Source organism: Dokdonella sp. (assembly GCF_039926425.1).
Lineage (GTDB): Bacteria > Pseudomonadota > Gammaproteobacteria > Xanthomonadales > Rhodanobacteraceae > Dokdonella_A.
Genome location: NZ_JBDSWZ010000195.1, coordinates 1 through 11,399, shown reverse-complemented (window position 1 = coordinate 11,399; position 11,399 = coordinate 1). Strand labels below are relative to the sequence as shown.

General features: G+C 62.6%; 12 protein-coding genes. 3 read left to right on the top strand and 9 right to left on the bottom strand.

Annotated features, from left to right (window positions below):
• The 4 genes from ABIV12_RS11450 to ABIV12_RS11435 all read right to left on the bottom strand — a co-directional run.
• Nucleotides 1–955, bottom strand: a 955-nt coding sequence (locus ABIV12_RS11450) for a class I SAM-dependent DNA methyltransferase (protein WP_348059357.1), incomplete at its 3' end; no start/stop codon positions are given.
• 91 nt (nucleotides 956–1,046) lie between these two features.
• Nucleotides 1,047–1,592, bottom strand: coding sequence for an HD domain-containing protein (locus tag ABIV12_RS11445; protein WP_348059355.1), 546 nt, complete (start codon nucleotides 1,590–1,592; stop codon nucleotides 1,047–1,049).
• Between the two features lie 228 nt (nucleotides 1,593–1,820).
• Nucleotides 1,821–3,068: a HipA domain-containing protein gene (locus ABIV12_RS11440; RefSeq protein ID WP_348059353.1), complete on the bottom strand. Its 1,248-nt coding sequence runs from the start codon at nucleotides 3,066–3,068 to the stop codon at nucleotides 1,821–1,823.
• A complete protein-coding gene (locus ABIV12_RS11435) occupies nucleotides 3,065–3,406 on the bottom strand; it encodes a helix-turn-helix transcriptional regulator (RefSeq protein ID WP_348059352.1) in 342 nt (113 codons plus the stop codon). Before ABIV12_RS11435 ends, ABIV12_RS11440 begins: the two co-directional genes overlap by 4 nt.
• A gap of 158 nt (nucleotides 3,407–3,564) precedes the next feature.
• Here ABIV12_RS11435 and ABIV12_RS11430 point away from each other — a divergent pair, with 158 nt between their 5' ends.
• Complete coding sequence (locus tag ABIV12_RS11430; protein WP_348059350.1) at nucleotides 3,565–4,053, top strand: GNAT family N-acetyltransferase; 489 nt, start codon at nucleotides 3,565–3,567, stop codon at nucleotides 4,051–4,053.
• A gap of 226 nt (nucleotides 4,054–4,279) precedes the next feature.
• On the opposite strand, the gene ABIV12_RS11425 is transcribed toward ABIV12_RS11430, so the two are convergent.
• The 4 genes from ABIV12_RS11425 to ABIV12_RS11410 all read right to left on the bottom strand — a co-directional run bounded on the left by ABIV12_RS11425 (nucleotide 4,280) and on the right by ABIV12_RS11410 (nucleotide 6,393).
• Complete coding sequence (locus ABIV12_RS11425; protein ID WP_348059348.1) at nucleotides 4,280–4,672, bottom strand: hypothetical protein; 393 nt, start codon at nucleotides 4,670–4,672, stop codon at nucleotides 4,280–4,282.
• 276 nt (nucleotides 4,673–4,948) lie between these two features.
• On the bottom strand, nucleotides 4,949–5,251 hold the full coding sequence (locus tag ABIV12_RS11420; RefSeq protein WP_348059346.1) for a hypothetical protein: 303 nt from the start codon (nucleotides 5,249–5,251) through the stop codon (nucleotides 4,949–4,951).
• A complete protein-coding gene (locus ABIV12_RS11415) occupies nucleotides 5,251–5,544 on the bottom strand; it encodes a hypothetical protein (RefSeq protein ID WP_348059344.1) in 294 nt (97 codons plus the stop codon). The genes ABIV12_RS11420 and ABIV12_RS11415 overlap by 1 nt, the downstream gene beginning before the upstream one ends.
• Nucleotides 5,545–6,093: 549 nt before the next feature.
• Nucleotides 6,094–6,393 carry a hypothetical protein gene (locus ABIV12_RS11410; RefSeq protein ID WP_348059342.1) on the bottom strand — a complete coding sequence of 100 codons (300 nt, stop codon included), beginning with the start codon at nucleotides 6,391–6,393 and terminating at the stop codon, nucleotides 6,094–6,096.
• 285 nt (nucleotides 6,394–6,678) lie between these two features.
• On the opposite strand from ABIV12_RS11410, the gene ABIV12_RS11405 reads away from it, so the two are divergent.
• Nucleotides 6,679–6,990: a hypothetical protein gene (locus tag ABIV12_RS11405; protein WP_348059340.1), complete on the top strand. Its 312-nt coding sequence runs from the start codon at nucleotides 6,679–6,681 to the stop codon at nucleotides 6,988–6,990.
• Between the two features lie 83 nt (nucleotides 6,991–7,073).
• Here ABIV12_RS11405 and ABIV12_RS11400 read toward each other — a convergent pair whose 3' ends face one another.
• Nucleotides 7,074–7,466 (bottom strand): helix-turn-helix transcriptional regulator, encoded by a 393-nt coding sequence (locus tag ABIV12_RS11400; protein WP_348059338.1) that lies wholly within the window; start codon nucleotides 7,464–7,466, stop codon nucleotides 7,074–7,076.
• Nucleotides 7,467–8,157: 691 nt separating this feature from the next.
• Here ABIV12_RS11400 and ABIV12_RS11395 point away from each other — a divergent pair.
• On the top strand, nucleotides 8,158–11,175 hold the full coding sequence (locus ABIV12_RS11395; protein WP_348059336.1) for a tetratricopeptide repeat protein: 3,018 nt from the start codon (nucleotides 8,158–8,160) through the stop codon (nucleotides 11,173–11,175).
• Nucleotides 11,176–11,399 lie beyond the last annotated feature (224 nt).

The following is an 11,399-nucleotide window of genomic DNA, read 5'->3' as shown; positions in this document are numbered from 1 at the left end:
GCGGGATTCCGTGGACCCAGCGCGGGTCGTCGGTGAGCTTGTCGCCGTCCCAGTCGGAGATGTTGAACGGCGGGTTGGCCAGGATGTAGTCGGCGCGCAGGGTCTTGTGCTGGTCGTTGGTGAAGCTCGATCCGTAGCTTTGGCCGATGTTGCCATCCAGCCCGTGCACGGCCAGGTTCATCAGGCACAGGCGCCGCGTCTGCGACATCAGCTCCTGACCATAGATCGCTAGGTCGCCTTTCTTGCCGAGTGTCTTCTGGTGCGCGTCCTTGAACTTGGCCGACTGCACAAACATGCCGCCAGAACCGCAGGCGGGATCGTAGATGGTGCCCTTGAAAGGCGCGAGGATTTCCACCAGCAGGTTGACCACAGACTTGGGTGTGTAGAACTCACCGGCCTTGGCGCCCTCGTTCATGGCGAATTGGCCGAGGACGTATTCGTACACCTCCCCGAACACGTCACGGCTGCCGTGCTTGGTAGGATCAAAGTCCAGCCGCGCCACCAAACCCATCAACTCACCTAGCTTGCCCGGCTCCAGCGCGAGGCGCGAAAACTCGCGATACAGCACGCCTTTCAGCGTGGGGTTCTCCGATTCGATCTCGCCCATCGCGTGATCGAGCTTCTGCGCAAGATCGGGCGCCGTTGCCTGATCGAGCAGGGTCCGAAAGCGCGCCGATCTCGGTACCCAGAACACGTTGTCCTGGTCAAAGAAGGTCTTGTCCGCGGTGAACGCATCACCGCTCGCCTTTCGCGTCTCCGCATCTTCAATGAAATATTCGGACGCCGGCTGGGCGATGCGGTCGCGAATCAAGGCTTCCTGCACCGCAAACATGTCCGACACGTACTTGAGAAACACCAGCCCGAGCACCGGGTACTTGTACTCCGCCGCCGACACCGAACCACGCAACTTGTTGGCGGTGTCCCACAGCGTCTTCTTGAATTCTTCGTTGGTCATGCGTTTTTCTGCGCCTTCCTTGAACGGCAATATTCGATGTAGCAGCGTGCAACCTTACGCTGAATCTGGCAGTTGCCACCAACCCTTGAGATCAAAATTCGCTGGCGCGCTGAAGCAACTCGTCGAACTTCGCTTCGAGCTTCGAATTGACTCCCCTCACCCCATCCACCACCTTCCCCGCCCACTCAAAATATTCACGCTTCCGCTCCCCCGACCAATCCGCCGGCGGAGACGCGAGGATATCCCGCAGGTTGCTGATCTTGTCGGCAAGCTTCACGAGCTTGGCCTCGGTCGAGATGTGCGGCGCGTGTTCGATCTGGCGTTGCTTGCGGACGTGTTTCTCCAGCGATTTGTCGTCGGTGACTTCCATAACGACCGATGCGATCTTCGCGCCGAAGGCTGCTTCGAGTTCTTCGGAAGTCGTCTCGGTGTCTTCGATGGTGTCGTGGAGGATCGCGGCGCAGAGGGTGGTCAGGTCGTCGACGCCGCCTTCGTTGGCGAGCACGTTGGCCAGGGTAATGGGGTGATTGATGTAGGGCGAGGCGTCGACGTCTTTGCGGCGCTGGTTACGATGCTTGTCGGCCGCGAACGCGACAGCCTTCTCGAAGGTACCGAGCGGGTGGGTGGGCGTTGGCATAGCGGCTCGTTCCAGTGGATCGCTTCATTGTGATGGCGGCTGCCATCCGTCGCAAACGCCGCTTGTCCGCGTGTGCGAGCCAGCACAGGAGTCCATCGCATGGTTGGTGGTTGCGACCAGCCCGTGCTGTTCCGTTCTCGAGGAGTTACAGATATCGCGGATCCTCGGTTCCTTCAGAACGCCATTCGCCTGGAAAGCATTCCTGCAGCAACACCGAGATGATTCACCTCAACGCTCCGCATCGATCACCTGACGCATCGACTCGGTCTCGGCCTTTCGCAAACGTAACGCTTTGGCCCGGGGCTCCCAGCCGCGCACCGCGTCGCGCACTTCGCGTTCGATCGCCTGCGCGGCCTTGGGTGTCAGCCGATAGAACTCGGTGGTCGCGAGCAGCAGGCTCGCATCGGGCGACGCATCGTCACCGTCGATGCTCAGCACATGCGTGCTCTTGTCGGGCTTCGGGTTCACGTCGAACGCGGGCGACAGCACCCAGCCGTTGCCATCGCGCAGGAAGCCGTGATTGCGCAGGTGGTCGTCTCGGTTGCCGATGAGGATGTTGAACAGCACCCGGCGGAACAACTGGGCGAGCTGGTCGCCAATCTGCGTGCTGGAGCCTTCGTTCTCGATCACCTCGACGATATCCAGATAACTGGCGCCGGCGCTTTCATCACGCGCCAGCCGGGTCATGGCCGAGCTGTAGAGGCGGCGCGAGTCGAGGGTGCGATCGAAGCGCTGCACGGCGAATGTGTGGCCCCGACGGGATAATTTCAGCACGCGCGCGGGCGGCACCGCGATACCGGCGTCGCGCGACAGCTGCCAGGTGAGGAATTCCCACAGACCCATGTCGCGGCGATCCTCCATGGACGGAAACTTCGCCAGCCACAGGCGGCCTTCCGTGTCGCGAAAGCTGGCTTTGGGTCGGGCACCACCGAGCGAGGCGCCAGGTGCAATGAGTTGCCTGATCCACGGGTCGACCTGCTCGTCGTCGCCCCGCTCCACCCGCTCCGCCGCCGCCTCCAGCTCGCGCAGCGCAGCAATCGGAGGTGCGGTGAGGTTGCGCGCATCCACGTAGCCGCCGCTCTCCGGATCACGCAGGCGCAGCGCGCCCATACGCGATTCGTCGTTGACCCCGAGCAGGAAATCCCAACTGCGCAGAATCCGTACCGGTCGTTGCTGCTCACGCGCTTCGATGGCTTCGCGCCGCTCCATCAACAACTTGCCCCAGCGGTCCGGCGACGCATCCTCAAAACTACCCGAGAGTTGATCGGCACCGGAGTGCGCATACAACGCACCGCCGGCGAGTGGCAGTTCGTGATCGAGCGGAAAGCTGGCGGTGGGATCGGTTTGCTGCAGCCACTCCGACGCGTAATCGAAACGCACGGTGTCGCCGGTCTTGCTGCTGTTGCGGGTGAGCTGACCGACCCGCACGGGCGGGCCGAGGCTGTCGTCGTCGATCCAGACTTCGGCCTCGTTCATGCCGGTTTTCCGGCACGCGGTTTCGCCGTGCGTGGTGATATCGGTGACGGGCGCTTCAGTTCGTTGTCCTGCAGGCTGCGGCCCAAGGTGTCTTGTGCGGCGAGCAAATCGATGTCTGCGGCCATGCCGAGCACGGTGAGCACGCGCAGCATGGTGGCCAGACTCGTGGACGGATCACCGGCCTCCAATTTGCCCAGCGTGGGCACGCTGATGCCGACCCGCTCGGCCAGCATCGGCTGGGTCATCTTGCGGCGCAAACGTGCCGCGCGCAGACGATTGCCGAGGGCAACCACTTGGCGGCGTGCTTGCGGATGGGTTGGCGGAGTTCGCTTCGGCATGCAAATTAAATTACATTTGGCTCGAACAAAATGCAAGTTAATTGACATTCCACCGGAGCCGCGTTGCAATGATCCGCACGGTGCAGGCGTCGAATCGATTGGCAAACTCGCAGGCCGAAGGATCGATACACATATCCCTGACCATTCGACGCGGTGTCGTGTCGGACGCACCAGAGCTGTCGGTCTTCGCCGAGCGCTGCTACCGGGATACCTTCGCGAGCGCGAATACGACAGCGGATCTCGAGGCTTTTGTCGCTGCGACGTACAGCCTGACGCTACAGGAAACAGAGTTGGCCAATGCGGCCATCATCACGCTGCTCGGTCATGCGAACGAATCGCCGATCGCGTTCGCGCAGTTGCGACTTGGAACGCCGCCGGAGTGTGTGGATGCCAACGACTCGATCGAGTTGCAACGGTTTTACGTGTGTCGCGCGGCGCAAGGTTGTGGTGTTGCAAACGAACTGATGGCGGCTGTTGTGTCAACCGTGCGTGCGTTGCGCTCAAACGTGTTGTGGCTCGGCGTGTGGGAACACAATGCGCGCGCGATGGCGTTCTATCGGCGGCATGGCTTTGCCGACGTCGGCAGTCACGTGTTCCGCATGGGGTCGGACGGTCAGATCGATCGCATTGACGTTCGGACCCTGTAGAGATCGGCTGTCGCAGGGCGTGACGCGGATGCCGTCTACCGTGGTTGAGGTCTGTGTGGTTGCGTGTTGCCTGTAGGGCGACACCTGTTTTCGTACGAGCAATACTTCTATGGTTCTGAAGCCTTGCGGTTTTCTACGGAAAGACGAAGCGTGCCAGCACCGGCGATGTGGAGTTCCGAGCCAAGCCAGTCACGGTGATCGACCTTGGGGCGCGCATGGCTTCGAGTCAGCGCGCCAATCGGCGTGCGTTTGCTTTCGCTTTCCGAAGCGGCGGCGCGAGTGCGCTGGACGTGAGATCGGCCGCCGCGGATTGCAGGAAGGTCGAGAGTGCGGCTGCTCCTGGCCGGCGCGATCCGGACAGCATCCACGGACGCATCATCATTCCGGCAAACGCCGCATGGATGCGAATCGCCGCAAAGGCCATGCCCATCATGGACTCACCGCTGGCCTGGACCTTCTCGCTCACCATGCGATGGGCCTCGCGCTGCTTGGTGCTGGTCGAATCCTTCGTGCCCGCTGCACGCGAAACACGCTGGGCAACGACGATTGGTGCGACCGTCATCATCTCCATCATCTGGCGGGCGGCGCGGGCTTGCTTGGTGCGGGCGCGTGCGGTCATGGGGATCGTTCCTTCATTCGTGTGTGTGAGGTAGTGGGTGGGTTTGGCGATTGGGGGGGGGCGATTGACTCGTGGTGTTCCCCTGATTGCTTGGTCGTATTGGCGTGGATCTCGATCAGCGGGAAGCGCGTGCGTGCGATGTGGACGTGAAGAACGCCCCCTTCCGGCTGCCGCCACCTTCCCCCGCTTTGCAGGGGAAGGATTCATATGGTGGGTCTACCGAGCGGCTGCGATGTCAAAAGGACATACAGCGGAATCGCCTCAGCTCATTGCAGGTCAGCGGGGGCGGCGAAGAAGCAGCGTGGCGATACCCGCAATCGCGACGAGACTTGCGACCGGGTGCGCATTGACGAAGCGTCGGATCGGTTCCTGCACGTCGCGAATCGTGTCCTGCGCGTCCTCGATGAGGCTCGAGAGGGTCGCGGTTGCTTCATGGACTTCGTCGGCCAACGCATCCACGGTGTCGTCGATCGCATCGGCTGGGCGGGCATCGCGAATTCCGTCTTCAATGGCTTCCGAAGCGCGGTCGGCGGCTTCCGTCACTGCGTCCATGTCGTTCTCCATTCGAGTGCTGATCATCAAATCACTCCATCCACAGGAACCGATCTCAGCGTGCGCGTCGTTTCCGTTGTGGCATTCGGGAATCGGATCGTCTCAGGACGCGGCTCTGAGTGGGTCGTCGCGGTCGGAGAGTGACTGACCAAGTCTGCACGTTCACCAACGACGTTGCCGTCGCGGCGCATGCCAGAGAAGATCATGCCGTCATCCGGAAGCCGGCCGGCCTTGCGGGCACGCGTGAGTTCCCAGAAGCCCCACAGCAGCGGGATGCCCATGGTGACAAAAGGGAGGAGGAAGATCGGCAGCGCATTCATCTGGTTCTCCGACGGGCGAACCCGCTTTCAGGGGGACGCGTACGATGCAATGCAGCGCGCAACCTGAAGTGAAGCTGTGCGGAGAATGCGTGCTGGCGTTCAGACGCGTGCCGATATCAAGACTCTTGCCTGCTCCGTTCTAGCAGTGACACTCTGCCGTGCCTACAACGGTCGCGGTTCCGCTTGATGTCGCTCCCTGCATCATTGGACATTCAATGATCTCTCAGAGCGCGTCGCATATACGCGCAAAGCGCTGATTCTGGTCGGTCAACGCCGTGGAATGATTCGGCCAGAGAAAATGTCGAGCAGCTTGCGCAAGATCGGAAGCTGAGGGAAAAGTTGCCGGAAGCAAACGGCAAGAAATCGATGCGCACTCCGCTTCGCAACGGCAGAAGGAAAGGCAGAGGCTCGCGACAATCGATGCCGATAGACGATGATGAAAGGCGCCGGCCGCGCTTTGCGCGTCCGGCCTACGAGGGCCTATTGATTCTGTAGGCCTTCCCCAATCGGCCGTGCAGCCTTCGCGCTCTCACACACCGGTTGCACGAGTCACGCGACGCGAAGATCGCGGCGCTCGGGAACACTTTGAGGCTCGCCATCGAGCGGATAGCGCATGTCGGTCCCTTCCTGCCGGATTCGGTCGACGCGCAGATGTCGCTGAGAAATGAACCACATCTGGTCGAGGTCATTAGCGAGGACGAACCAGCATTCCCCCGATTCGGACGGGTTGTAAATGGCGATCACCCGGTAGGCTACGCCAGTGCTGAATCCGCTTTGCAGTGGCAACGGCCGGGGACCGTTTGGCAGTTCTGAAATCCTCACGTAGAGGCCACGCTCGAAGTCGATCATGGAACGGTCCTGCGCGTTGTCGAAAAGGAGCGGCGGGAAACGACCCGCCGCGCGGAATAGCTGACGACCATGGCGCTTTATCACGGAGCCAACGACCATCAGGCAACCGCATGATCGGCGTGACTACAGCAACGAACCCTAAAGCGCCCATCGCGCGGAACGGAGCGGTTCACGTGCGGGATCGGAAGTCGCGTCAGCGACCACGACGCGCGATGAAAATCCTGCAGGGAATCCCGGTTTCGGGGATGATCGGAAGCAGATGTCTTTTCCACTTCAGGCGCTGCGATGGATTACCAACTCGTCATCAAGTTCTGGCGCGCGTCACTCGAAGACGAGGGCTTTCTCGCAACGATCGAGAGCGACCTGGCGGGCGTGCTCGGCGAGGCCGCCGCGCTGGACGGCTACGATGTCAGCGCCAAGGAGATCAATCTCTTCGTGCTGACGGCAGATCCACGAAACACGTTCCGCAAATCGCGAAGCGTTCTCGACAAGCTGGGTATCGAGCGAGGCGTTTCTGCGGCGTTCCGCCTGGTGGGTGGCGCGCAGTTCACGTCCATCTGGCCGTTGCGTGCCCTTCGCAAATTCACGCTTCCCTAGTGCAGAACGCGCAGCGATCGTAAGAGCGCCGTCCCATCGACGACAGCGCGCAATCTCCCGCGCCGCAATCCATCGACAAGCCCTTAGAAAAACTCCTCCATCCAGCGCACCAGCGTCTCTCGCTTGCGCGCAGGAACCCGACGAAACGCGGCCAGCAACCGGTCCTCGATTGCATCGGTGGTAAACGACGTTCCGTCGATCGCGGGTGTTTCGTGCGTAACGAGCGACACCGGCCCGCGCCCCGTCGACAGCCACTCGAAGGACACGCCGGCAAGTCGCCCGATCTCGATCATGTGCTCGATGGTGGGAGACGTGCCCTTGGGAAGTTCCCACTGCGCCACCGCACTCGGCCCGACCCCGACGTTCTTCGCCAGCGCTGCCTGCGTGAATCCGGCGACGCGCCGCGCGTGACGGATGCGACTCGACAGTGGACCGAAAAATGTCCGGTCACTCGCACGGCGTTTTGGCGGACCCATCGGCATTCCTCCCTGATTGCGTTGCGGACCTTCTATGACCCCTGCAAACTCACGGCGCGTTCCTGGCGTCGGCTCGCATCGGCGTCACTCGCACGACGCGGCCATTCACACTCGCTGCGCAACGTCCTGCCATCGCGCAAAGCGCCATTGCTGATGGAGCACTGTGCTGTTCCCGACATCCCCTGTGGGCGAACCGACATCGCAACCCTCGCGTGCGCACCCTGCCCCTGCACATCCGATCCACTCTAGCCCGAAGTGACCGCCCATGGCCATTGCAATGCATGGCATCGCCGGGGATTCGTTTTGCGCGGCGGCGACCGGCGACGGGACGGTCAGAATCCATCGTTTTCGCGAGGTTTGGGCTGGAGCAAAAGCTCCGGCCGCGGAGAGCGCGTCCGGCCTACGAGGGCTACCCTGCCAGCAATGGGTTTCCCACCTGAGATGAGCGTGACAAATGGTCGTCGCGCGCGATTCGCGCTCCAACCGGGAGGCGCGCAAGGTGGAATGTCGATCGGTCGCTGCGTACAGTGGCGCCTGCTGCCGCGGACATTCGCAAAGGCAAACAGATGACGACAACCGAGCGGAGTCGTCTGCATTTCGGAGAAGCCATGCAACACGTGTTCAACAGTGCTTTTCCCGATCCGCACGTCAGCGCTGGCCGATCCGTCGGCGCAGCGTGGCGGTGACGGTGATGGACGCGCAACGCTGGCAGCGGATCGCCGCCATTTTCGATGAAGTGGTCGAACTGCAAAAGGACGCTCGCGAGGCACGCGTCGACGTCTTGTGCGGGGGCGACGCCCAATTGCGCCTGGAGGTGGAGAACCTGTTGCAAAGCGATGCCGTTTTCGACGAGGGCGGCGATCATCTGATCGACTCGTCGACATCTGTGCGTGCCAGCTGGTTCGAAGGGACCACGGCGGCAACGGTCATCGGTCTGCTCGTTGGCCCATGGCGGGTACTGCGCGAGATTGGTCGCGGCGGCATGGGCGTGGTCTATCTCGCCGAGCGTGCCGACGGCCAGTACGAACAGCGCGCCGCATTGAAGTTGATGCGCGTCACCGGCGACCCGGTTGGTCTTCGCCGGCGTTTCCTGCGCGAGCGCCAGATTCTCGCGCAGCTCGAACATCCGCATATCACCCGCTTGCTGGACGGTGGCGTCACCGCGGCGGGCGAACCCTATTTCGCACTTGAATACATCGATGGCGAGCCGCTGCTCGACCATGTCTCGTCGCATCCGGTCGATCTTGCATGGCGGCTGCGATTGTTTCTGGAGATCTGCGATGCGGTGCAGTTTGCGCATCGCCAGCTGGTGGTCCACTGCGACATCAAACCATCCAACGTGCTGGTCAACACCGAGGGGCGCATCAAACTCCTCGATTTCGGCATCGCCAGCATGCTCGGGCATGCGACCGCGAGCGCCGTCGAGACGCAGCTTCGTGCGTTGACGCCGGCGTACGCGTCACCGGAACAAGTGCGCGGCGATCCGGTCACCACGGCGACCGATGTCTACGCACTCGGCGCCGTCCTGCATGAAATGCTCACCGGTGTGCGCGCCTATCTGCCGGCTGCGTGCGCGTCGTCGATGGACCATCTGGCGGCCATCAGCGATTCACGCCGATTTCTGGTGAGCACCGCGGTCAGTCGACGCACGATGGACCTGGACATCGAACCTGTCAGCTGTCCACCGGTTCCGCCGCGCCAGTTGCGCGGCGATCTCGATGTGATCACCGCGACAGCACTTCACGCGGAGCCGGAACGGCGATACGCGACGGTTGGGGCGCTCGCCGACGATATTCGACGACACCTCGACGGCGCACCGATCGCGGCGCGCGCCGCCAGTGCGCGGTACCGGGTGGGCAAGTTCATCGCGCGCCATCGGATCGGCGTTGTGTTGGCAACTGTCGCGTTGCTGGCGTTGTTCGGCGCGCTCGGCACCGCGTTGCTGCAGGCCAGGCGTGCACGCGAGCAGACATTGCAGGCACAGGCTTCGGAACGTGTCGCGCTGCAGAACAGCGAGCGCGCGGAGGGCGTACGACGCATTCTGGTCGGCGTGTTCGAACAGGCGGAACCGGATGCGAACGACGGCCGTCCGATCACCGCACAGCAACTGCTCGAGATGGGCGAGCGCCAGATCGAAGGCGCGTTCGCAAGCCAACCCGCTGTGGAAGCGGATGCCGCCACACTGATTGCCGAGTTGTATGTGCAGATTGGCGACTTCGCGCGTGCCGAAGCGCTGTTGCAGCGGGCGCTTGGACCGAGCGAAGATCCGCGCGTACCGGACGACGTGAAGGCGCGTGTGCTGGTGGGCATCGCATCGGTGGAGGTGGAGAAGAGCGCGTACGACGCCGCACTCGATCATGCGTACCGTGGCTTGGCACTGCTTGAAAAATCCGCGAATGGCGCCGCAGTGACGGTCGCGAAGGCGCACGCCGTCGTCGCCTACGCGTTGATTGCAAAGGGCCGGCTGGACGAGGCCGAAGCCAGCTTGCGCGCGTCGCTTAAACGCGATTCGGAGACCTTGGGCGAAATGAGCGAATCGGTCGCGGAAAGCTGGATCCAGCTCGGCAATGTGTTTGGCCGCACCGATCGTCTCGATGAAGCAGAACGGGCCTATCGCCGCGGAATCGCGGCGACGAGTGAAGCATTCGGCGCCGACAGCTATCACGTGGCGCACGGCTTGAACGAACTGAGCAGCGTGCTCAGCGACAAGCACGACTATAGCGGAGCTGAAGATGCGCTTCGGCAATCGCTGGAGATTCGATTGCGCACGGTCGGGGAGAACCATCGCGACACTTTCGTCGTTCGCCACAACCTGTTGGCGTTGCAGGAAACGGACGGTCGCGCGAAGGAGGCACTGCCGCAGCGCCTCGCGCTGATCGAACGCGCAGAAACCAGCGGCCGTGTTCCTCAGCGCGAACTCGCGTCGTATTACCTTGCAACCGGGCGGGACCAGAGCGACGTCGGCGAGTTCGACGCTGCAGCGCTCATGCTGCGCAACGCGATCAAAGCGTTCAGTGCGACGGTTGGGCCAACAACCGACGTCGTCGTTGCCGCATGGCGCAGCCTTGGCCTCAGCTTGACGCTGGCCGGCCGATACGACGAAGCCGAAGAGGTGTTGCGCAAGGCGGTCGACATCCAGTCGGGTCGTACCGATGACAGCCCCGTTCGGATGGCCATCGCCCGGGCCGACCTCGGCAATCTGCTGCGACTGCGCCATCGCGTCGATGCGGCACTTGAGGAGTTGCATCTGGCAGCCGCGGTGTTCGCCGATGGCGCGCATGCGGCAAGCTCGGTTCGGCGCGTTACGTTGACGGCGTTCAGCGAGGCACAACTGGACAATGGTGATCCGATGGCTGCACGCGCCAGCGCGCAATCGGCGCTGGAGACGGCGCGCGCGACGCTTTCGCCACAGCACTTTCTGCTGGGAGCGCCGCTGTTCGCACTTGCACGCGCGGAACTCGCGCTTGCCAACCCGCAAGTCGCCGAGCCGCTGCTGCAGGAAGCCCTGGATGTTCGTCAGCGTGCGCAGCCGGCGCTGGATCCGCGCATCCTTGAAGTCCAGGTGGCGCGCATCGCCGCCTGGACAGCGATGGGTCGGCACCGCGAAGCGGGGACGCTGCGTGCTGACATCGAACCGCAATTGCGTGTGTTGCACACCCCGTATTCAGCGGATTTGCGGGCGCGATTGGTTGCGGTCAAAGAGCCTTGACGCGATCGTGTCTACGCGTATCGCGAAGCACCCCACCCTCATGCTGACTTCAACGGATGCCGGTTGGCGACCGCCTGGGACGCGACGTGATCACTGCTCGGTCAGGGCGACGTGCGCCTCGTTGCGCTTGAGGAACGGGATCGAGAATGGCTGATCGTACAGCGCCCATGTCACGTCTTCGGCAACCCGCCATTTTGTCTGCTTTCCCAGCTCGGCAAGTAAAC

What these genes read in the sequence shown, in the direction of transcription:
- ABIV12_RS11445 (WP_348059355.1), bottom strand. Translation starts at nt 1,592, where the DNA reads ATGCCAACGCCCACCCACCCGCTCGGTACCTTCGAGAAGGCTGTCGCG.
- ABIV12_RS11440 (WP_348059353.1), bottom strand. Translation starts at nt 3,068, where the DNA reads ATGAACGAGGCCGAAGTCTGGATCGACGACGACAGCCTCGGCCCGCCC.
- ABIV12_RS11435 (WP_348059352.1), bottom strand. Translation starts at nt 3,406, where the DNA reads ATGCCGAAGCGAACTCCGCCAACCCATCCGCAAGCACGCCGCCAAGTG.
- ABIV12_RS11425 (WP_348059348.1), bottom strand. Translation starts at nt 4,672, where the DNA reads ATGACCGCACGCGCCCGCACCAAGCAAGCCCGCGCCGCCCGCCAGATG.
- ABIV12_RS11420 (WP_348059346.1), bottom strand. Translation starts at nt 5,251, where the DNA reads ATGATCAGCACTCGAATGGAGAACGACATGGACGCAGTGACGGAAGCC.
- ABIV12_RS11415 (WP_348059344.1), bottom strand. Translation starts at nt 5,544, where the DNA reads ATGAATGCGCTGCCGATCTTCCTCCTCCCTTTTGTCACCATGGGCATC.
- ABIV12_RS11410 (WP_348059342.1), bottom strand. Translation starts at nt 6,393, where the DNA reads ATGATCGACTTCGAGCGTGGCCTCTACGTGAGGATTTCAGAACTGCCA.
- ABIV12_RS11405 (WP_348059340.1), top strand. Translation starts at nt 6,679, where the DNA reads ATGGATTACCAACTCGTCATCAAGTTCTGGCGCGCGTCACTCGAAGAC.
- ABIV12_RS11400 (WP_348059338.1), bottom strand. Translation starts at nt 7,466, where the DNA reads ATGGGTCCGCCAAAACGCCGTGCGAGTGACCGGACATTTTTCGGTCCA.
- ABIV12_RS11395 (WP_348059336.1), top strand. Translation starts at nt 8,158, where the DNA reads ATGGACGCGCAACGCTGGCAGCGGATCGCCGCCATTTTCGATGAAGTG.